The following is a 22,899-nucleotide window of genomic DNA, read 5'->3' as shown; positions in this document are numbered from 1 at the left end:
TTCTACCAGGGATCCCGTAGTTAGCGGATGAAGCGGAACTCCGCGGAGGCGTAGAGTGCTTGGATGAGGCTCATCCAAGCCGCTGTCCGCGCATCCGGCGCTTCGATGGACTTGTCCACCGCCGTCAGGTCATTGCGCGGGATATCATCCGGATTGGCAGCGGCGTCGTCCCCCGTGCCGCCGCCGGTGACATTCACCGCGATGGCGCCCGATCCCTGTCCTGCGGAGGGCAGCGGTGGTTCCCACGAGTGCTCAAACTCCATCAGGAAATCCCGGGCTTGGGCGATATCGCTGGAGCTTGCGTGGCGTCCGAGGATCTTGAGATAGAGGGCATCGATCCGATCCTCCCCGCTCGTCCGGGTATCGGCATTTACATCCTTGGCAAAGACAAGCGCTTGTTCGCGCACGAAGGCGGAGTTGAGGAAGAAGAGAGCCTGGCCCGGGACCGTGGTTGCATCGCGCTGCCCGGTGACGAGTGTTTGGGAAACCGGGTCGAAGGCTTCCAAAGACTTCGGAGTGACCCCGCGCATCAGCGGCAGGTAGATACTCCGTGCCAGTTCCTGATCGGCACGGTCGTGAACGCCCTTGGCTTCGGGGCCGTTGTCCCGCATCTCGACCATGCGCAGGCGCTTCACGGCATGCTCTGCGGCGGGGCGATCGAGTAGTTCTCCATTCGATGCCAATACGGCGTCGCGGATTTCCTCGGCCGCCATCCGCCGTGGCGAGTGCCGCCAGATCCAGCGGTTGTCAGGGTCCTTGAGCCGGTGGCCGTCCGGTGCCTCAGAGCCCAAGCGATAGCTACGGCTCAGGACGATCTCACGCACGAGTTTCTTGGTCGACCAGCCTTGCTCGACAAAGCGCTTCGCGAGGTAGTCGAGGAGCTCAGGATGCGAGGGCGTGTCGCCGGTCACGCCGAAGTTGTCGACGGTGCTGACGAGACCCCGGCCGAAGAGATGATGCCAGGTGCGGTTCACGATCACGCGTGGGGTCAGAGGGTTCTCCGGACTGGTGAGCCAGCGGGCCAGTTCGAGGCGGCCGCTCTGCGATGGATTCACCGCGGGAGTGCCGGGAACTTCGAAGGCGCTCAGGAAGCCACGTGGAACCGCGGGGCCGAGACGCTCGGCTTCGCCGCGGATGCGCACCTGGGTGTCCGCTACCTTGGCCGCATCCCGCACGCCATGAACCGCATATCCGCGTGAGGCCGGATCGGCCAAAGCAAGCAGGTCAGCCTGCGCACGTTCATAGCGGAGGCGATAGGGCCGCTGCGTCGGTTGACCATTGCGTCCCGGTTTCAGGCCTTCAGGCGTGCCGCGGATCTCATCCCATGCCTTCTTCGTCTCCGCGACTTTCGCTTCCAAGGCCGCAACCTGGTCCGCAGGCGGCGGGGGTGGCTGGGTGGAGAGCGGGATCAGATTCTTCGGGTCATAGTAGTCGAGGCCGCCACCGCCCATCTTGTTCCGCACGCCGGCGCCGTCCTCCGTGCTGGTGAAGATGCCGGCCAGGGAATAGTAGTCCGTGATCGGCACGGGATCGAACTTGTGGTCGTGGCAGCGGGCGCAGCTCACGGTAAGCCCGAGGACGGAGCGTGTGACCGTGTCGATCTTCTCGTCCACGTTGTCCATTTGGAAGCGCACCTTGAAGCGCTGGTTCACGTCTTTCACACCAAGGGCGAGGAAGCCGGTCGCAGTCAACAGGCGATCGCGTTCCGGGCCAGCCTCCGCAGGCAAGAGGTCGCCCGCGATCTGCTCCTGGATAAAGCGGTCGAAGGGGATGTCCCTTGCGACCGCGTCCAGCACGTAGTCGCGATACTTCCACGCATGCGGATAGGGAATGTTGCGCGAAGGTCCGGTCGATTCGCCGTAGCGCGCCACATCCAGCCAATGTCTGCCCCAGCGTTCGGCGAAGCCTGGGGACGTGAGCAAGCGATCCACCTCCGCTTCATAGGCGGCGGGCGATGGATCCTTGATGAAGGCCGCAATGCGATCGGGTTCGGGCGGCAGTCCGGTGAGGTCGAAGCTCAGGCGCCGTAGCAGTGTTACGGGATCGGCATCGCTTGCGGGTGGCAGGCTCTCCTCTTCCAGCTTCGCGAGCACGAAGCGATCGATGTCTCCCCGGACCCAGGATTGCTCCCTCACGGCGGGTAGGGCGGGAGATCCGAGAGGCTGCCATGCCCAATGATTCTTACGGAGTTTATCGTACTTCGCCGTCACCTTGCCCAAGTCTTCCGGAATTTTCTCCAAGGGCCATGCGGCACCATTGGCAATCCAGGTTCGCAGATCGGAGATCTGTGATTCCGTGAGAGGATCGCTCTCCTTCGGCATCAGGAGCCGCTCCTGCTTGTGCACCACGCGTTGGATGAGCAGGCTCTTGTCGGGATCGCCCGGCACCACCGCGGGGCCATTGTTGCCGCCGCTGAGCAGGCCGTTCAGATCATCCACGCGCAAGTCGCCCGCGGCCTTGGTATCGGCGGAGTGGCAGGAGTAGCAGTGCTGGCTGAGGATGGGCCGGACCTTCGATTCGAAGAACTCGAGATGGGCCGGATCCGGTGCGGTGGTCTCCGCGGCAGCCGGTAGGATGAATGCGAACGCAAGCGGGATGCGGGAATGCATGATGATGGAAGAGGATCGATAAACGCGAGAGCACGGCAGGTGGGCACGACCCGGGTGGAGATGAATTTTCCCGGACCGTGCCCTTCAACCGCCACCGAGCGGAAAGAGCTATTGGAGTCCTGGACCGGCTCGCGTTGACGCGTGGTCTTCCAGCAGGAGCGGCGATGGCCGTCCCGTAGAGATCAGATCGAGGTAGCAGGAGGGGAGTGAAGGGGGCACGTGAGTGCCCCCTTCAGCCAACCATCCGTGTATGCTAGCTAGAGAACGTTGACCGTGACCTGGCTCACCTTGCCGGTGAATTCACGGTTGCCGTCACGCCCGGTCACTGCGGTACGACCGCCGTGGCCGACCGTGAGGCCTTCGCCGGGACGGCGATCGACTCCTCCCTGGAGTTTGCCCTCGCCCACGGTCTTGCCATCCACTTTCAAGGTCACCTCGCCAGCGGCGCTGACCACGGCTTCCAACTTGTGGGGTCCGGGAGTGAGTGCCTCGGTGGAGGCGATGGTGCTGAGATCACCGCTGGCGCGCACGGAGAAGGCGAGCTTGCCCTCCGTGACGTGGAGAGCATAGCCACGAGCCGCTCCGCCTTGCTCCACCACCACGCCGGCGGGCGCGTCCCCGGCCTCGATCTCCGCTGCCACCGTGAATGCCTTGCCCGCGACATCGGGCGAGTCGGCACTGCTCAGGACATCTCCGGATTTCCACGGGCCGGTGCGAGAGGCATTGCTGGTGACCTCGCTGCCGGAGTTGTTGTTGCGGTTGCCCCGGCGAGGACCGTTCGGGTGCCATTTGGGATCGACCAAGCTGCTGTTCCATTGGTTCCAGAGCTCGGTGAGCTCCTTCACCTTATCCGGGTTAGCGGCAGCGAGATCGTTCTTTTCCCCGATATCGTCCTTCAGGTTGTAGAGCTTCGCTTCCTCGACGCTGGCCTTGCCGGCACCGCCGCGGGCATTGCCATCGGCCACCGATTTGACCAGCTTCCAATCGCCCTTGCGGACGGCGAGCTGCTGGCCGAAGCGCCAGTAGAGCGCATCGTGAGGGGCTTCGGTCTTCTCGCCCTTCAGGTAGGGGAGCAGGTTGACGCCATCCAGCTTCCATGCGGGATCTGCCTCCACGCCGGCCGCGGCCAGGCTGGTGGGCAGCACGTCGAGCTGGATCACCGGGCGATCTTCAGTCTTGCCCGCCGGAATCGTGCCCTTCCACTGCACGGAGAAGGGCACGCGAATGCCGCCTTCAGAGGTCTGTGATTTGTAGCCCTTGAGCGGTCCGTTGCCGGACGTGATCGAGGGTGTCGGGCCGCCATTGTCGCTGAAGAAGTAGATCAGGGTATCCTCCTCCAGATTCAGTTCGCGGACCTTATTCAGGACGGTGCCGACCGAATCATCCAAAGCGGAGAGGAGACCCGCGAACTTCCGGCGCTTCGTGTCCTGGATGGAGCTGAAGCGGCTCTCGTACTTCTCCAGCGTTTCGAGCGGAGCGTGCACGGCATTGAAGGGCAGGTAGACGAACCATTGCTCGTCCTTCTTCCGTTCGATGAAGGATGCCGCTTCGCGGGCGAAGGCCTCGGTCAGATAGCCCGGATCCTTCACCGGCTCCGTGCCCTTCAGCACGGCATTCACGCCTTGGCCCGGATCCACATAGCTGTGCGCGCCGCCGAGGAAGCCGTAGAACTCATCGAAGCCGCGCTTCTGCGGATGGAACTCGGGAGCATTGCCCAGATGCGACTTGCCGAACCATCCCGTGGCATAGCCTGCGGACTTCAGGCGATCCCCGATGGTGGTCTCCTGCAGTGAGAGTCCAACAGCTTGGTTCGCCTCGGTCGGCGGCCCGGGGTTGAACTCATGGCCGAACCGCTGCTGGTAGCGCCCCGTGAGCAGGCCGGCGCGGGTGGGGCTGCAATAGGGGCCGCTCACGTAGCCGTTGGTGAAGCGGATGCCGTTCCGGGAGATGCTATCGATGTTCGGTGTCGGGATATCCTTGGCAATGCCTTGGGAGGTCAGTTCTCCCCAGCCGAGGTCGTCCGCGACGATCACCAGGATGTTCGGCTTGCGTTCCGCATGAGCGGGAATTGCCAAGGAAGCGAGGAGGCCGAGGAGTGCGTAAGAGGTCTTCATGTCAGATCTTGGTTTGAGTAAGGTAGTGGGATCATTCGGCCAGCGCGGCGGTCGTGACCGGAGGCGGCGTCGGCCGGATCTCCCGGTCGGGAATGCTGCGGAGGTTCATGCGCTGTGTCACCGGATCCTCGTGCACGAGCACCAGCCAGCGGCGGTCACGGCGCACCGCGGCGCGGGTCTCGGTCAGCCGGTTCCACTTGCCTCCTTCATGGAACTCGAACTTCACGCCTTGGGTTGCGCCTTCATCGCCCTGAAGTTCGATGTCGGCGGTATCGCCCGATTTCACTTCGGCATAGCTCTTCCCGATCGCGCCGCGCACGGCTTTCTTCGAGATATTCACCATGCGGTAGGTGCCCGGGCGGAAACGGTCCCTGCCGAAGTCGATGGCAAAGGCGCGATACTTCTCGGCGCTGCCGGAAGGTGCAGGCACGAGCACGACAAGGGCCTTGTTGAAGCGCTTCGGGATCTTCACCCGGGCAGCGGGGGATGCCTTGTCGCCACCTTGGATGACGGCTTCATCGTCCTTCACTTTCAGCGGGACCGCGCCGATGATGTTCGCCGTGGAGAGGCGCAGGGCCTTCTCGCTCTGGCCATCCGTGACCTGGATGGTTTCCGCGCCCGGCGCATACTTGAAGCAGTAGAAGGAAGCTTCCACCGTTCTTTCTTCCGCCATGGCCGCGAAGGGCGTGGCAAGGGCAAGGATCGCTGTCAGTGTCTTCATCTTCATGTGTGTGGTTGGGAAAATTGCTGTTAGTGAGGCAGGTCTCAGAGCTCGCTCTCCTTGAGCCAGCGGAAGGAAACGACTTCGAAGCGGCGGCCGAAGCGCTGATTCACGGCGGATTCCAGTTCGGCGGCCTCCGGCTTGTCGGTGCCATCGATGAACTCGGGTTCGCGTTGCACCACGGCCTCCGCCCAAACCTTTGCCGCGCGGTCCTCGGATTCGCCGTAGGCGCGCACGCGGAAGGTATCGCCACGGGCGACCAACTGAGGGGCCAGCGGGGTGAGGAGGTCGGCTTGGTTGATGACGCCGGGAGCGCCGTCGGCGGTATTGCTGCCATCGGCCAAGGCGTGGTTGGAATCGAGCACCGATCCGTTGAGGCCGGAGCGTTCGATCGCGGCTTCCAAGGCGCCCTTCTTGCCAAGTTCGGAGTCACCGGGGCGGCGGTTCACGAACTCCGCGACGGACTGGAAGGGGCCGCGCTTCTTCACCTCGGCCACGATCTCCTCCGCCAGTTGCTCGATCTGGGAGGCGCTCAGACGGCGGTAGCCATTCCACTTTGCGTGATCGGTGCCCATCGGGCCGCTACCGGATTCGAAGTCGCCGGCGACCACGTGGGACTGGCGCAGCACCGGCACGCCGTCGCCCTCATGGGCCTTGAGCGAGCCGTTCTCCAATAGGGGAGCGGGGGCTCCGAAGTTCGAGGCAAGGAAGGCCTGCCAGGCGGCCACCCGGGTGGAATTGACGTTGAAGGGCGCGTCGATGAGAAGGTGAGCACCGATCTCGCGGTAGGCATCCGCGGAAGACTCGAGATGCTTGGCCAGTTCCCCGGCATCCTGCCCGCCGGTGTGGGGGATGAAGCGGCTGTTAGGCAGGGCCTTGCCCTCGGTGAAGAAGTCTTCCAAGAGGTCCTTCGCCTTGCGCTCCTGCTTTCCCGGCAGGGAGGGGTGATCCGCGGCGCTGGAGAGGAAGTAACGGTCGAAGAGGGCGTTGTTCGCGAGGTAGGAGTGATCGAGGTAGACACGACTGCCCGCATCCGCGCGGACCTTGTCGGTGCCGAGCAAGGGGGGCTCGAATGAGTTTGCCAGCACCTGGGCGGTGAGAGGGAGCTGTCCGCCAGCATTCAAGGGTGCATGGCGGAGCTGTGCGAGCGAGTGAGCCGGAGCGAGCGGGATGCTGGCGAAAGTGGCGAGCTCCGCGCCACTCTGGGCGTAGATGCCGGGGCCGCCGTAGCCGCGGTTGTTGGTATTGCTGATCTCGATGGTCGGGCTGTTAGGCGGCCAGTCGATCATCGGTTCCCACTTGAACTCGTACTGGTGATTCTCGAAGCCCTCGGTCTGGTCGAGGCCCGCGCTAGAGTAGTGGTTCACCGGGGCATTGCCGATCCAGGAGCGGGACGGGAAGCGGGAATCGCGCTCGGTCTTCTCCTGGAAGGTGGCGATCAGGAAAGGCTCCTTGAAGCGCAAGGCATGGCGGGCGGCGTTCAGTCCTCCGGTGCTTCCCTTTGGGATGTCCGAACTGACCACGATGGTGGGAAGGTCCTCCGGCGGGTAGTGTGGCAGGAGTTCCTTCTCGCGATCACCGTAGTCGAGTTCGATGCCGCCGAGCAGGCGGGTCACATTGCCACCGCCGAGATAGTACTTCATGAAGCCGGTGATCTCCTTGCCGCCCGCTTCCTTGAAGTCGTCGATACCGGCGCGTTCCGGCTTCACCTCGATCTGGATCTGGTCGCCGGCTTTCACCGCGATGGTGCGCACGGTCTTGCCGTAGTCCTTGCCGGAAGAGACACCGTTCGAATTGACGAAGATGTTCTGGGTGGTGACGCCGCCGACGGCCTCGTCGCTGGCATTGCCTGCGGGCGGATGGAAGCCCGGGCGCATGTCCACGCCGTTGATGTTGTAGCCGTGGCTGCCGTGCATGCGGTGGTTGTGCGCGGTGAAGACGACATGTTCACCCGGGGCCAGCACGCGATCGGTGGCGCCATCCTCCGGCAGCATGTTGAGGCGGTAGAAGCGTGCTTCGCGGGTCTTGAAGTCCTCCACCGTGTGGGCGTTGGTGAGCTTGGTATACTCCGCGTTGATAAGCTGGCCGTTCTTGTAGATGCGGTAGGCGAGCGGGATGCGGTAGAGCTCCACACGGGCTCCGGTGAAGCGGAGCGGCACGTTGTAGGGATTCCAGAGCGTGATGACGGGATCAATGACGAGCCAGGTGATGTACTCGTCGCGGATCTGCTGCGGTTCCTTGCGGGCACTGCCCTCGGACCACATGTTCGGCAAGGTGTCCGGCTGATAGCCGAAGGCCAGGCTGAAGACGAACTGGGCCTTCGCGACAACGGGTGCGAGTTGCTGCTCGGTGAAGGCCTTGTGGCGGAGGAGCTGGCTTCCTGCGGTGGCGGCAGTGGGACGCGCCGTCACCGAGGTGACCGTGGCATCGAGATAGGGCGAGCTGCCACCGACGAGCTTGCTGTAGGAGCGGTAGTGCGAGTGGAGGAGCGCCCAGGCGGGATCGGGGCTGGGGAGTGGGTTCGCACCGCTGAAGCGGGAGGGCAGGCCGACCAGCGGCGAGTTCGTGTCCGAGTAGAGGAAGCGCGTGGAGAAGTCGGTCGGCAAGGCGGTGTTCGCGAAGAGGCGCGAGAGATCGCTGGCGAGGCCGCCCTCGGCGGCATTGCTAAGGACGGCGCGGCTGTTGCTGGTGAGGTCGTGGAAGTTCAGATTTTCCGGAGTGAGTCCCGCGAGGCGTGCCTGGCCGGTGCTCAGCAGTTTCTCGTGCTCGGTCTTTTCATCTGCCAGCGCGCTCCAGTCGGCTGCTTTCACTGCCTCGAAGCCGTAGGTTCCGGCTGCCCCCGAGCGATCGTAGGCGGTCGCAAAGGTCTCAGGCTTCTCGTTGCCGACCGAGATGGAGGCTTTCTGGGATTCATCGAATACCGCCCAAGCGAAGCGTCCTTGCTTATTCCTGCTGGGAACCGCGGCGGCTTGCACGGCCTTGTCGTCCTGCTTGGTGGCATCCACCAACTTGATCGGGGCACCATTGCCTTCACCCGCGGCGAACTCTTCTTTGCGTGTATTCCGGGGGTCGGGGTTCGAGACTAGCCAGCCCTTGAAGCGGTCGGACTTTTCCTTGTCCCAGTTCGGCGTGCTGCCTTCGCCGTTCCATCGCCAACCTTCCCATACTCCCGTGAGGCGATTCTGCCCTGCTTCGCTGCGGATCGCTGCCGGGGCGGTCACGCGTTGATCGGGTCCCGCCAGCGACTGCAGCTCGCCGATCGCAAGCTGCAGGGCGAGCCTGGCGTTGGACTTCGCCTGTTGCAGCGAGGCGTCCCGCGAGCTGGACCTCAAGCTCACGGCGGAGAGAGAAAGCAAACCGAACGCAAGCACCAGCAGCAGCACCAGCAGGCTCAGTGCGACCACCAGCGCAAAGCCTGCCGGGTGCCGCTGCCGCCGCTTGATTGTTCTTACGTCTTTCATCTTTCGATTGGGGCGGGCATCGCTGCCCGCCGCGCTTGAATTACTAGAGATCTGGTATTCGGGATCTGCAGTTGCTGGGTCGTCCGCATCGCCGGGGCGGGAGGGGTGAATCCTGCCGCCCCGGCCTTGAGGGGATTACTGGTCCTGGATCCTGAAGAACTTCTTCGGGCTGCCCTGCGGAACGGCGATTGTCGCGGTGCCGATGCCGTTGGCATCCGTGGTGACAGTGCCGAAGGGCTCGCTGAAGCCGGTGGATGGATCGGAGGTGCCTCTCACATCGAAAGTCGTGGAGGGAGCACCGCTGAAACTGATTACCAGGTTGCCGCCTTGCAGCAGGGTGCCACTCACGACCAGGGGTTGGGTCGCCACGGTGATCGTGATGGTCCGGGTGAAGGTGCCGCCGGGACCGGTCAAGGTGATCGTGTAGGTCGTCGTGACCGTTGGATTCAGGGTGATCAAGGCGTTGCCGTTCACCAGCGGGACGTTGCCGATGCCGTTGTCGATGCTGACCGAGGTGATGTCCGGTCCGACTTTGATGGTCAGCTCGGTCGATTCGCCTTGGGCGATCGTGGATGCCGCGCTGCTGAGCTGGATCACGCCGGAGGTCTGGCTCCACCAGGCCGAGCGGTGAGCGGGGATGCGGGAGTCCGCGGTGTCTCCGTCGGCATCGGGATCGTCGAGCAGGGTGTTGTAGATCACCACTTCGTCGATCTCGCCGCGCCAGCGGTCGTTGGTCAGGGTCTTCTGGGCACCGATGTTCCAGACACCTTCGGAGGCTTCGAAGATGAAGTTCGGGTCGAAGGTTGAGCCGTCGGGATTCAATCCGTCTTCGGTCGTGCCGATCAGCTCGCCATCCAGATACCAGCGCACTTCAGTGTTGAGAGCGTCGACCACCACCACGAGGTGGGCCCAGACTTCAGCACCGAGTCCCACGTCGGCATCCTTGTGGGTGCCTCCGAGGTAGGTGCGCGGAATGCCCTTGTCATCGGATACTCCGAGGAGCACGCGGCCGGTGCCGTTCAGGTCGCCCTGGCTGACGATCGCGCGGTTCGCGGCATTGATCGCCACGTCCTTGCGCACCACGCTTTCGATGGTGAAGCCGGGATCGAGTTGGGCGGGGTTGAGGATGTGATCGCTCACCACTGCACCGTTCGCGTCGAGGGAGATCGCGCCGTCCACCACGCCCTCCACGCCGCTGACGGGCGAGCCGCTCTTGTTCCCGTTGTGGGGCGCGACGTTGTCCGCGGAGTCCACGAACAGTTCCACACCGGCAGCATCGTTGAAGCGGAACCACGCGATCGGAGCGTCTTGACGCACGGCAGCCGAGAAGTCGTTCTCCGCATCCAGGTCGTCGGTCACCTCGGTGGTGCCCGTGGCATTGGTCGAGCTTAGCGTGAAGCTGGTCGCAGTGCCCGCATCCACATCGGCGAAGCCTTGGAGCGTGGTTGTCGTATGAAGCTCCGTCGTTCCGGCCTTGAAGACCAGGCTGGTCGGGTTCGGGGCTTCGCCTTCGGAGACTTTCCAGTGGACCCGGACCTGACCTGGCGTGCCGAGCTTGGTCACTTGGAAGCCCTTCACGATCGGCGCTTGGTATTGCAGCGCGGTGATCGCGATGCTGCGGGTGCTATTGCCACCCGGGCCGGTCGCCGTGACCTGATAGGTGGCGCTGACCGAGGGGTTGATCGTGACGGAGGCGCGGCCATTGACGATCGGCACGCTTCCCACCCCGTTATCGATGCTCACGGCGGTGATGTCGCTGCCCACCCGGGCCAGCAGGTTCACCGGGTCTCCGGAACTGACCGTGGTCTTGGATGCGTTGAACTCCAGCAGGCCGGAGGTTTCATCCCACCACGCGTTGCGGTGCGCGGGAATGCGCGAGTCGGCCTTGTCGTTGTCACCATTCGGATCATCCAGGACGCTGCGGTAGATCGCGATCTCGTCGATGTGGCCTTTCCAGTGGTTGCCGGCGAGCGCCTTGCCCACGCCGATGATCCAATCGCCGGTGGCCGATTCGAGGACCAGGTTGGGATCGAAGGTCGTGCCGTCCGGGTTGAGGCCATCGGCGCTGGTGCCGACTTGCACGCCGTCCACATACCAGCGGATCTCCGTGTGCAGGGCATCCACCACGACCGCAAGGTGAGCCCATGAGTCGTCGTTCAAGGTGCCGTCGGCGACCTTGTTCTGGCCGCCGGCGAGGTCGGTGAGGATCCTGCCATCGGCAGTCGAGGCAAGGTGAATGCGGCCCGTGCTGCCGCGTTGGCCGACGATGACGGGATTCCCGCCCACCACGCCGGGAGCCCGCCTCACGATCGCCTCGATCGTGAAGCCGGAGTCCAGCGTGCCGGGGTCGAGAATGGAAGGCGTCAGGATCACGCCGCTGCCGCCATCGAAGAGAGCGGCGCCATCGAGGAAGCCGGTGCTGCCGCTGACGGATTGGCCGAAGGTCTGGCCGGTGTGCGGCGCGACGTTCTCGGCGGAGTCCGCGATCAGGAGCGAACCGCTCGCATCATTGAAGCGATACCAAGCTTCCGGAAGATCCGCGCGAACGGCCGCGGTGAAGGCGGATTCAGCCGCCAGATTGCGGCTTTGCTCGGTGGTACCCGTGGCGTTGGTCGCGCTCAGGGTGAACGCGGTCTCGGAACCGGCCGGGAGATCAAAGAACCCTTGAAGGGTGGTAGGGCTATGGATTGTCGTTCCGCCCGCTTTGATCTCGATCGTGGTTGCGGCCGGAGCTCCACCCTCCGTCACCCGCCAGTGCAAGCGGAGCTGACCGGTGGATGGCAGCGTGGTCACCTCGAAGCCCAGGACCTCCGGTGCGGAATGCACTGGCGGCGTGACCGCGGAGGCATTCCAGAACAGTGCCTGGCTCACGTTGCCCGTGAAGCTGAAGGCGTTGTGAACGTCGAAGGGTGCACCCAGTTGGTTGGCCGCGTCATTGCCGGCGAGACCGCCCACCGAGCCGGTGTTGCTGATGGTCTTCACCGACAGGGTATCGTTGCCCGACCAGTTGCCCGGTGTGCCGGAGATCAGGTGGCGCGATGTGATCGAAGATCCGCCCTGAGGTTGGACCTTGATCTCGATGGTGTTGATGTGGTCCCAAGAGGCCGATATGGAATAGGTGGAGCCCGCATTCAGCTTGCCGATCGGGCTCTGCACGGCGATCGCCGGGAGCGTGGTGTCGCTTAGCGATGCCGGAATGGTGACATCGTTCGAACCCTGCTTCGAGAGCAAGGTCGGCACGCCATCGATCAGGTAGAGGCCGATGCCGTTGGAGGTGCCGCCGACCTCGATCAGCAGAACCGACCGCGCCGTATTGGGGTTCACCCGTTCGAGGTCGGCGGAAGTCGGGGTGAAAGTGATGTTGAAGGTGGCTCCAAGGGCGTGCTCGGTGGTACCCAGCACGGGGATCCCCGACTTGCTGCCGGCGGTGCCGCCGTCGTCGACGATGCCCTTCACGTCGCTGTTATAGAGCGCGGTTTCAGGACCGAGCCCGATGAGGATCGCGGCTTGGGACGAAGCCGAGGCAATGGCCGCCGCCATGATGAAACGAGCGACGTAATGGGAGGCGCGACGCCGGCGCGGGGGCAATTCCCCACTACGATGTAGATCAATCAGAGCGTCGTTCAAACGAAGCGTTCGTCGTGTAGCCTTCTCCGGCTCAATCAAATGAAGTTTGTGTAGCAACATGGTAAGGTATTGGATCAAAATGAAATCCCCTAGGGAGGGAAGGTGTAGGAAGCAGGGGTCCGGAGAGTGACCACGGCGGGCTCGGGAAAACCCAAAATCCCGCGCCCGCCGTGGCATTTTCAGGCTGCCGGCCGGTGAAACCCAAGACACCGGAGCACTGGCAGCGAGACCATCCGTTTAACCACCGGAAACGAGCGAGAGCGAGGCCCAGAGACATTCGCGCAAGATGAACTCACACGGTCTTTCAGGCCCGCTGGTCGCCATCGGACGGCATCGACACGAAGGTCGAGCCGCGGGCGGCTTGGAGAAAGGTTTGCGTAACATGTGCAGGGGATCGGTTTGATTCGCCGCCACGGTGGGGAGGTAAGCCCCGTCCCGTGCTCTTGCGGCACCATGCCAACTTTTTGCTCCCCTGCGCGGGGTGGCTCATCGCGAGACGACCCACCAAGGCCGTCTTGAAGGAAACCAGCAGCACAGGCGGCTTGTTAGACATGCCGGATAAGGGATGGCGTTGGAATCAGGGAAACTGGCCCCAGACTTCCGGGGACTTGAAGCCCGCGGGCTGCGGCCTGGACCTGGGTGGCACGGCGGCAGCGGTGAGGCGTTCGTAGCGTTCCTTCAACTGCTTGACCTTGTCCGGGTTCGCCGCGGCGAGATCCTGCTTCTCGGAGGGATCCGAGGAGAGATTGTAGAGTTCCGCTCCGCCCTTGCCAGCGAGCACGAGCTTCCAATCGCCAGAGCGGATGGCACCGCCCGTAGGAGTGGCATTGAGGATGATCTCCCGCTCCGCGGCCGCATCGCTGCCGGTGAGAACGGGGAGGATGTCCCTGCCATCGACGGCGAGTTTTTGCTCCTGCGGTGCGCCGGTGAGCTTCAGCAAGGTGGGATACCAGTCCGAGATGTGAAGCGGTGCTTGGATGGCGGAGCCGGGCTTGATCCTGGCGGGCCAAGTAGCGAACGCAGCGACGCGCACGCCGCCCTCATAGATGGTGCCCTTCCCGGCGCGGAGCGAGCCATTGTCCGAGAGCTTGCCGGGATTCGGTCCACCATTGTCGCTGGAGAAAACGATCAAAGTGTTCTCCGCGAGCTTCTCGCTTTCCAGCGCTTCCACGATCTTGCCGACGGCATCGTCCAAGGCGGTGATCATGGCGGCGTAGGTCCGGCGATTGCCTTTCAGATCCGGATACTTTTCGAGATAGCTCTCCGGGACCTGGTGAGGCGAGTGGACGCCATTGAAGGGAACGTAGAGGAAGAGTGGCTTGGCCTTGTCGCGCTCGCGGATGACGCGGGCGGCTTCGTTTCCGATCAAGGTGGTGGAGTAGCCTTCGTCGCGGGAGATCTTGTCATTGCGGTGCCAATCGAAGCCGCCGTCACGGACGTGGGTGAAGTAGTCCAAGGCGCCATTGTAGTGCCCGTACTGCTGGTCGAAGCCGCGCTTGGTCGGCAGGTAGTCCGCACTGATGTGGCCGAGATGCCACTTGCCGGAGATGGCGGTCTGGTAGCCGGCTTCCTTCAGGGCCTGCGGGAGCAAGCGCTCCTCAAGAGGAAGACCATACTGTGCCCATGGCCGGACGACGCCAGTCTGGAAACCATAGCGATAGGGATAGCGGCCGGTGAGAAAGGCGGCACGCGTGGGCGAGCAGACCGGCTGCACGTAGTATTGCTCCAGCGTGGCACCGCGCTTGGCGAGCTGGTCGAGATGCGGGGTCTTGATCGCGGGATTTCTCCAGCCGACATCCCGGCTGCCGAGGTCATCGGCGAGGAGGTAGATGATGTTCGGCTTGGAGGACGGCGTGTCCTTGGCGTGCAGGGTGGATGCGAGAACCGCAGTGAGTAGAAAGAGATGGAGCTTCATCAGGATCGAACGCTGAGCCGCGGCGTGACCGATCATGAAAAATCAGAGCGGCGGCAGATGATGCCGAAGATCCAGAAGTCTGGTCTGCTCCGTGCCTGTAAGAATGCAATGTCCGGGTGGTCCCCGGACGAACACCACGAATGCGGTGAACGGGCGGACGCTAGAACGTGGGACGCGTCTGGCAATCCTAATTCCTACAAAATCGTATACTGGTTGCGTTCGGCTCCCTTGGATCGCTTTATGGCTCCGGAGATCCTGAGGCGGCGGGAGAATCCGCGGATGTGAGCAAGATCAGCGCGGCGAGGTCCGCCAGATTTTGTCTATCCGAGCGTTGGAAAGCCTCCATCCGGATGCTGATCGCCTGGTTTGTGGACCGCTCATCCGGGGGAAGGGTGTCCAAGGTAGCCAGTGCTTCCGAGATCTCGCCTTTCTTCAGAAGGGTTCTAGCCGCGGTGATGATGCTCACCCGGGAATCCAAGGGCTGCGGCTCTCACTCCGCCAGACCAGAGTCTCCGCATTTCGCTGACTTCGGGAATGCTGCGGAGTTCAGGGTGTGATGGAAACGCGGCGGCCGGGACGGTCGTTGGCGGCCTCGAAAGCACTCGTGATTTCGGCGAGGGGAAAAGCGCCGCCATCAAGGGAAGCGAAGGGGAAAAGCCCCTCGGCTCGGGTGAGGAAGTCCACGGCCGCCAGGAGATCCTCCGGCGCGTAGTTGTGCAATCCGCGGATGGTGAGCATGCGACGAACAAGATCATTGGGGTCCATCTCCACTTTGCCCCCGGGCGTCGTGGTTCCCGCGATCACTGATATCCCGCCGGTGCGCGTGGCGGTCAGGGCTGCGGAAACTGCCGAGGCGGAGCCGGAGAACTCCATGGTCAGGTCGGCTCCGCGCCCGGCCGTGAGATCCCGCGTGTCCGGGAGGAAGCCGGCCGGTTCGCAAAAGCGCCCCGAGCCGAATTGCAGGGCTGCATTCCGGCGGCTTGCATCGAGATCGCAGGAGATCACCTCCGCTGCGCCGAGCTCGCGCGCCATGGCTGCGGCCGTGAGACCGAGCACGCCACAGCCGAGAATGGCGACCGTGGCGCCCTCGACCGGACCGGCCAGCCGGAAGGCCGCGGCCACGGTAGCCACCGCACAGTTTGCCGGGGCGGCCATGGCGTCCGACAAGGTGTCGGGAAGTTTGACAATGCCGGTGCCAGGAGTGAGCAGGCAGCATTCGGCGAAGCCTCCGCTAAATTCCCGGCCGGGGGCGATCGCGCTGTGGCCGTACTTGAAGAGGCTCTCGCACTTCTGCGGCAGGCCGCGGTGGCAGAAGAAGCATTCTCCGCACGAAGCCGCCAGGGTCCATGTGATCCGATCTCCCTCTAACAAGGGCTCGCCACGAAGATCGATTTGCGGTGCTCCGGGGCCAAACGCCACGATCCGGCCGACAATCTCGTGCCCGAGTACGCAAGGCACCGGCTCCTGCCTGCGGCCATGCCAGGTGTGAAGGTCGCTGCCGCAGATGGTGCTGCAGGTGATGTCCACCAGAACCTCTCCCCGGCCTGGAGAAGGAATGGGGAACTGCTGCAGATGGAAGGGATGACGATGACCGGAAAAGACGGCTGCGAGGGCGCGGCCGCCGGTGCGTTCGGTGTTCATGCAGTTTTGCGGATGAAGGACATCAGAATAGCGCCGAGGGCGCAGGCGACCGCCACCACGGGGAAGACCATATGGGTGGAGTGATTCGATTCGATCAGGTGGCCGATCAATGGCTCGCCCAAGCCGGCGAAAAGGTAGGCGAAGAAGTTCATCATGCCGGTGCCGGTGCCGGCCAAGTGCTTGCCGAGCAGGTCGGGACACAAGGCCCAGAACGCCGACTGGGGTCCGTAGACGAAGAAGCCCGTGAGGAAGAGCAGCGGCAAGGCGAGCAGCGAGGTGCGGTCGAGCATGGCCATGCCGGTGGCGCATACTGCGGCAATGCTCAGGAAGATGACCACGGGAAGCGCCCGCTTCCCGCCGAAGACGCGGTCTGAAATCCATCCCGCCGAGACCGCGCCGATGGCCATGCCGATGGGGAGTGCGACGGAAACCCACTTCTGCGGGGAGTCCTTCCAGTTGTCACCCAGGAAGTGCACCGGCACCCAGACCAGGAGTCCATAGCGGGCGAGATTCTGGAAACCGATCGCAGCGCAACCGAAGAGGAATGGGACGCAGGCGAAGCCACATTGATAGCGCTCCCACCAAGTCAGATGGCGCTCGGGGTGGAGCTTGTCCCGGGCCGTATCCGGCTCGTCCGGTAGATCCTCATAGCCCGCTTGAGAGGGCCGCTCCCGCACAAGAAACCAGAAAACGATGCAACCCAGCAGCATGAGCACTACCGGGCCACGGAAGATCCAGCGCCAGCCGTGCCCCACGACCGTAGCCGCCATGACGTAGGTCACGACCGAGGACATGCCAGCGGCAAAGGTGTAGAAGCCGAAAACGCGGCCGCGATAGCGGCGGTCCCACCAATTCGAGAGAATGCGGCTTCCCGGAGCCCAGCCCATCGATTGCACGAAGCCGTTGCCCGCCCAAGGGATCATCACTCCCGCGAGGCCGCCGGCGAAGCTGGTGATCCAGTTCATCACGAACGAGAGCATGCCGCCCAGGGTCATCAGGCTCTTGCCGCCGAAGCGATCGGCAAGCTGGCCGTTGATTGCCTGGCCAATCGCATAGGACCAGAGCAGTGCGGTGCTGCACCAGCCTAGCTGGGACTTGGAGAGCCCGAGTTCCTGGGAGATCCCGGGAATCGCGAAGCCGAAGTTCTGCCGCCCCGTGTAGTAGAAGAGGTAACAAAACATCACGGCGACGAGGGTTCTCACCCGCGCATCCGCAAAACCCCGATCGTGATGAGTTTCAGTCATGAGCAATGGACCGGCGCCTCACCGGAAGCCCTAGCTGCGGCGATCGGGAGGACCAAGACAAAAGTTTCCCTGAAACGATTTTGTTGCATTATGGGAAACTTGGCGATATCGCTGCTTTTAGAAGCTACCGCCATGTCGATCGGAACCTGCCGGATGATGATGATGACCCTGCCGCTGGCTCTGGCGGCAGATGGCTCGGCAGCGGACGAGAAGGAGCAGGCGACCCTGTCACTTGTGGGAAAGGAAGTGTTCCTAGACTCCACCCTGTCCAATCCATCCGGAATTTCATGCATGAGCTGCCATCAGCCGGAAGCGGCGTTCGCCGATCCCCGTGCAGTTTCGCCGGGGGCGGTATTGGGAAGGAATGGCCGCCGGAACGCGACCAGCCTGATGTATGCCGCGCTGATTCCCAACATGGACCAGGAGGACATGCTGGAAGACGACGGCTCGCAGAACTGGGTGTGGCAAGGCGGGCTATTTCAGGATGGCAGCGCCCGCACCCTGCATGAACAGGTGCAGCGACCGTTCTTCGATCACGCGGAGATGAATGTGGGTAGCGAGGCGGAGCTTGCCTCAAAGCTGCGCAGGGCGAGCTATGCCGCGACCTTGAAAACGGGCCTCAGCGAAGCGGAATGGGGAGACGATGCCAAGGTGGCGAACCGTGCCTACCGGGCCCTCGTGGAGTTTCTCAAGGAACCGGTGTTCCGGCCCTTCGATGCGCGGATCGACGACTACCTCGCTGGCGACGGGCAGGCTCTGACGATGCAGGAGAAGCGCGGGCTGGAGGTCTTCAAGAACAAAGGCAAGTGCGCCGATTGCCATTTCCTGCATGCGACCTCGTGGCCGGAGCCTTTGCTGAGCGATTTCGGCTATGACAATCTCGGCGTCCCTTCGCGCGGGGACAAGGATCCCGGGCTCGGCGGCCATACGCTGGCCGGGGAAGAGGTGGGCCAATTCCGCGCGCCATCGCTGCGCAATGTGGCCCTGACCGCACCCTATTTCCACAATGGATCGATCGCTTCCTTGCGCGAGGTGATCGAGTTCTACAACCGCCGTGACTTGGAACCGGAACGCTGGGGGCCGACCGATTATCCGGAAACGGTGAACAAGGCCGATCTCGGCAATCTCGGTCTGAGCGAGGAAGAGGTCACGGACCTCACCGCGCTGATGGAAGCTTTCACCGACCGCAGCCTGTTGCGGATGCGCGAGCGCGGAGAGCGCTTTCCGGAGCTGGTGGCAGGCACTCCGGCCTCCTGGAAGATGCGTTCCTACTTTCCCGATTGGAATCACTCGGCGCCTCCGCTGCCACCTCATCCGCCCTATCGCGGGCAGCTGCTTGAGACCAAGACCCTTCCGACTTCGCAATGAAACCGTTCCGCAATGATCCCATGTCCGCGTTGTTGCCGCTGCTTGTGGCGATGACCTTGCCAGCGCTAGCCCAGACCGGACCCATGGTCGGCACGGTGAAGACCACCGAAGCATGGTTCCTTTATCGTCCCGGCGCGGTTGAGAAACCGCTGCGTCTGAGCGTGCTCGATGCCGACCAGCAAATCGTGGCGACCAGCGAGTCCGGAAGCGACGACGCGAATGATTACGTGGCGAAGTTTCACGTGACCGGCCTGCAGCCGGCAACAGCCTACACCTATAAGATCGACGACCTGTCCGGGGGCACGCCGGTGCCGCTCGCGGGGCCGGCCGACGGATTGAAGTTTGCCACCCGGGTGAAGACGGGGGCCAAGGGTGTGGTGACGGTGGCGATTGCTTCTTGTGCCAACAGTACCTCCGAGCCGGTGTGGGAGAGAATCGGCGCGCTCCACCCCGACCAGGTGATTTTGGGCGGGGATACTCCCTATGTCGACGTGGCGGACTTGGCCACGAGCCGGGACAAGCACAGGGCTTTCCTGGAAACCCCGTTCATGAAATCGCTGATCCGCGGCACGTCTGCGGTGGGAACTTGGGATGATCATGACTTCGGTCTGAACAATGGCAACGGCGTGAACGCCGCGGACCGCCGGGAGAATACGCGCAAGGCCTTCGTCGAGTATCGTGCCCACGACCAGTTCGGCACCGGACCCGAGGGGGTTTTCCACAAGGTGGATCTTGGACTCATGGAGATCTTTCTGCTCGATCCGCGCTGGTGGTCGCAGACCGCGGCCTCCCCGGTGGATCCTTCCAAGAAGACGGCTTTCGGTCCCGAGCAGTGGACTTGGATCCAGCAGGCATTGGAGGCTTCGAATGCTCCGTTCAAGGTCCTTGCGATGGGAGAGGTGTGGGAAGACAAGAAGAACGGCGAGAACGATGATCTCTTCACCTACTGGTATGAGCGCGATGCGCTTTACGACTTCATCCGCTCCAAGAAGATCTCCGGAGTCGTTCTGGCAGGGGGGGATATCCATGTTTCCAGACATCTGATCCATCGGCAGCGGGTCGGTTATGACTTGCATGATTTCGTTGCCTCGCCGGCCCATACCTCGGTGATTCCGAGTCTTGACGTGACTCACCCGGACCTTGAGTGGTCGTCCCAGCAGCCGCGGCAGTTCATGACGCTTACCGCGGATACGCGGGTGAATCCCGCGCTGCTCACCGCGCGTTTCCACCTCGCCGACGGCACGATCCAACGCGAGGTGACGATCCCTTACGATCAACTGACTCCCAAGGAAGGAGAGGGGCTCGGGCGCGACCTGAGGGCGTACTGGTCCTTTGATGGCGACTTTAACAACCGGAGTGTCCTTGGAAGCCGCTTCGACGCGACTCCTGTCAATGGAGCCCCGGTGGTGGCCGACGGCGGTATTCGCGGCGGCGCGGTATCGTTCTCCCGGGGCCAGCAGCAATACCTCCGTATCGGGCGCCAGACGCTCGATGACTCGCCAGCCTTGCCCGAGCGCGCCGGGCGGAACCCGCTGGATGACAACGGTGCGGGGCACACCTACTCGCTCTGGTGCAAGCCAGCCTCTTTACCGGCTCACGGCAGCGACGACCGCTACTTCCTGCTCGAAAGCGCGCTGGGCGGCTCCAGTGCCGCGGGTTATGTTTTGTCCGCCGGTTTCCGCAGCGCTTCCGACGATGCGTCGAAGATCAATCTGGAGCTTCATACGGTCACTCTCCAAGCGGCAGGCAGCGCAAGCACTGCGCAACCCACCCCGCTTGCGCGAGGACCATTCGCATGCGAGCTGAGCCGCGAGCTGTTTACGAACCGCTGGGCTCACGTGGCGGTGACTTTCGATAGCAATCGCCTGAGGCTTTACGTGGACGGGAACGAGGTCGCGGACCACGAATTTCCCGCTCCTGGTCCTGCCGCTGAAACGGCCGGTCTTATCATCGGCGGCCATCGCAGCGGCACCGGGAGGAATTTTGACGGCTTGATCGATGAAGTCGCCCTGTGGTCAAGAGCACTCGGGCAATCGGAAATCGCCGGGATCTATCAGGGAGGTTCTCCTTCCGCGTTGCCTACCGGGGTATCCGCCGCGGATACGGACGGAGACACGCTCGAAGACTGGTGGGAACTCTTGCACAGCCTCAATCCGGCCGATGCCGAGGATGCGCTTGCGGATGCCGATCTGGACTCTGTCCCGGCGTGGCTGGAAAGGTCGGCCGGCACTCATCCCCAGTCGAATGACTCGGTCCTGTATGACTACATCCGCGAGCTTGTTTCTCCAGGATCATTGGCGACACCACTTGCATTTTCGCATCCCTCGCTGGGCTCGCTGAGCCTCCGCATATCCGCAGAGCATTCACATGATCTGTCCAACTGGTCCGAGCTGGCACCTTCTACGGGAATTGCTGCCGATGTGTTCTCAGGCGACTTTATCTTCTCTGTTTCATCTCCCCCATCCGCCCCCTCCTTTTATCGCTTCAGGGTGAATCCTTGAGGCCATTCCGCCCCGGCATTGCTGATCGGCGGAAGATTGCTTCACAATTCGTCAACTTGGGTCACGAAGTTGCCATAAGGAAACTTTATAATTGATCCAGAAACAATTCTGATTCAAATTTTCCACAGTTAAAGGGGCACCAAGTTGGGGTCCCGCTACTCCCCTTCCGCCGATAGCTCTCCCTGCTCACGACGGGGGACCAGCCAAGATCGAGGTTTTGATCCCCTTTCCTGTCTATCGTCACGATCGTATCGGGAGGTTTCTCTAAAGCGAAAAAAAGACAAAACCTAGCAACATCTTGTTTTCTTATGAAGAATCTCTCTTCACTTCTGACGATCTCCATAGCGGGATCCATGTTAGCGCCAGCGGCGATTACCGACAGTTTGGTCGCTTACTGGGACTTTGAAGGCGGAACTGCAAATCATGCGTCGGCCAGCGGCGGAACCGCCTACAACGGGGTGCTTCAAGGGAACGCTGCGATTGCCGGAGGGGCCGTGAAGGTGGGGACCGGCTCGTTGGTTCTCGACGGTGCGGGCGACTACCTGGATGTAACCAGCATCGTCGATCCCAACCAGCCTTGGTCGGTGAGTGCATGGTATCGGGCTGACCTTGCCCCGACCGGTCGCTTCATGGTCTTTGAAACTTCGGGTAGCTTTCCGATCTCGTTCGGCCTGCGCGAGGCAAGTAACACCGCGAACACGAATCATCAGGCCTTCGCCGATGTAGTCCCGGGCACGGATACTTCGGCGGATTTCCAGCTCGCCGACACCGCGACCGCCAACACTTGGCATCAAGTGGTGCTTGCCTCGATTCCCGCCACCGCCGAGGCGGCCGGTTCGATCACCATCTACATCGACGGTGTTTTGCGAAACACCATGGTGATTCCAGCCGGAAATACATTGGGCTCCGCCAACGGCTTTCACATCGGAACCTACCGGACGGCGAATGACCGTTGGTTCGACGGCGCGATCGACGAGGTCGCAATCTGGAACCGGACCTTGAGTGGAGCAGAGGCGCTCGAGACCTTCCAACGTGGCGAGCAGGGAGAGACCTTGACCTCCGTCAAATATCACATCGCCCTCAGTGCAAGTCCAACGACCGGAGGAACAGTGAGCGGGAGCGGGCTCTACAGTGCAGGTGTCAGCGTGCCGATTGTCGCTTCGGCCGGGCCGGGCTACGTTTTCACAGGTTGGAGCGATGGCTTCACCGGGCAGCCAGCTTCCTTCACTTACGTTGCGAGCGCGAGTGTAACTGCGAGCGCCACTTTCAGCGAGGACACGGCTGATTCCGATGGAGACGGTCTGACCAACTATGAGGAGGCTGTCGTCTATCAAACCGAACCCAACAATGCGGATAGCGACGGCGACGAGATTCCCGACGGCGACGAAGTGACGATCACGGGAACAAGTCCCACAAGCAGCGACGCCTTGCTGGTCAGTTTCGTGCGAAGCAATCTCTCGCCGAATCAAGCCGGTGTGATCGCGCTCTCTTCTCCCCGGGTCGAGCGAAATCCCGCGAACGGCGAGATCGGTCTCTTCCTGTCCTTGAGCGGCACGGCGGGTCAGGGGCCGCTTCAACCGATCAATCTGAGCTCGCCATCCGCCTCGATCACTCCTTCCGGGGACGGGTGGAACCTGAGCTTCCCTGCGCCCTCGAACACGGTGAACAGCTACATCCTGCGCACTACGAATCGCTGAA

Annotated in this window: 11 protein-coding genes; 3 read left to right on the top strand and 8 right to left on the bottom strand. The window is 62.8% G+C overall.

All coding sequences use genetic code 11. The annotated features are described in order from the left end of the window. Nucleotides 1–20: 20 nt before the first annotated feature. From OJ996_RS14370 to OJ996_RS14335, 8 genes are all read right to left on the bottom strand, one after another. The gene (locus OJ996_RS14370) at nt 21–2,609 is read right to left on the bottom strand and encodes a PSD1 and planctomycete cytochrome C domain-containing protein (RefSeq protein WP_264514305.1); all 2,589 of its coding nucleotides are present in this window, start codon (nt 2,607–2,609) and stop codon (nt 21–23) included. Nucleotides 2,610–2,866: 257 nt separating this feature from the next. Then, nucleotides 2,867–4,723, bottom strand: coding sequence for a sulfatase-like hydrolase/transferase (locus OJ996_RS14365; RefSeq protein ID WP_264514304.1), 1,857 nt, complete (start codon nt 4,721–4,723; stop codon nt 2,867–2,869). Nucleotides 4,724–4,754: 31 nt separating this feature from the next. Then, complete coding sequence (locus OJ996_RS14360; RefSeq protein WP_264514303.1) at nt 4,755–5,444, bottom strand: hypothetical protein; 690 nt, start codon at nt 5,442–5,444, stop codon at nt 4,755–4,757. Between the two features lie 44 nt (nt 5,445–5,488). After that, on the bottom strand, nt 5,489–8,905 hold the full coding sequence (locus OJ996_RS14355; protein WP_264514302.1) for a hypothetical protein: 3,417 nt from the start codon (nt 8,903–8,905) through the stop codon (nt 5,489–5,491). A 135-nt stretch (nt 8,906–9,040) separates the two neighbouring features. Next, entirely contained in the window at nt 9,041–12,445 is a 3,405-nt protein-coding gene (locus OJ996_RS14350) for a LamG domain-containing protein (protein WP_264514301.1), read from the bottom strand. Nucleotides 12,446–13,109: 664 nt separating this feature from the next. Next, nucleotides 13,110–14,483, bottom strand: a complete 1,374-nt coding sequence (locus tag OJ996_RS14345) for an arylsulfatase B (protein ID WP_264514300.1) — start codon at nt 14,481–14,483, stop codon at nt 13,110–13,112. A gap of 510 nt (nt 14,484–14,993) precedes the next feature. Then, nucleotides 14,994–16,088 carry a zinc-binding dehydrogenase gene (locus tag OJ996_RS14340; protein ID WP_264514299.1) on the bottom strand — a complete coding sequence of 365 codons (1,095 nt, stop codon included), beginning with the start codon at nt 16,086–16,088 and terminating at the stop codon, nt 14,994–14,996. Next, a complete protein-coding gene (locus OJ996_RS14335; protein WP_264514298.1) occupies nt 16,085–17,332 on the bottom strand; it encodes an MFS transporter in 1,248 nt (415 codons plus the stop codon). Before OJ996_RS14335 ends, OJ996_RS14340 begins: the two co-directional genes overlap by 4 nt. A gap of 132 nt (nt 17,333–17,464) precedes the next feature. On the opposite strand from OJ996_RS14335, the gene OJ996_RS14330 reads away from it, so the two are divergent. The 3 genes from OJ996_RS14330 (at nt 17,465) to OJ996_RS14320 (ending at nt 22,898) form a co-directional block, all read left to right on the top strand. Beyond that, entirely contained in the window at nt 17,465–18,700 is a 1,236-nt protein-coding gene (locus OJ996_RS14330; RefSeq protein WP_264514297.1) for a cytochrome-c peroxidase, read from the top strand. 20 nt (nt 18,701–18,720) lie between these two features. Next, entirely contained in the window at nt 18,721–21,201 is a 2,481-nt protein-coding gene (locus tag OJ996_RS14325) for a LamG-like jellyroll fold domain-containing protein (protein WP_264514296.1), read from the top strand. 353 nt (nt 21,202–21,554) lie between these two features. Beyond that, a complete protein-coding gene (locus OJ996_RS14320; RefSeq protein ID WP_264514295.1) occupies nt 21,555–22,898 on the top strand; it encodes a LamG-like jellyroll fold domain-containing protein in 1,344 nt (447 codons plus the stop codon). Nucleotide 22,899 lies beyond the last annotated feature (1 nt).

Origin of the sequence: Luteolibacter rhizosphaerae, assembly GCF_025950095.1 — a bacterium.
In the GTDB taxonomy this organism is placed as follows: Bacteria; Verrucomicrobiota; Verrucomicrobiia; order Verrucomicrobiales; family Akkermansiaceae; genus Haloferula; species Haloferula rhizosphaerae.
This window is presented reverse-complemented; position numbering and strand designations above follow the sequence as displayed.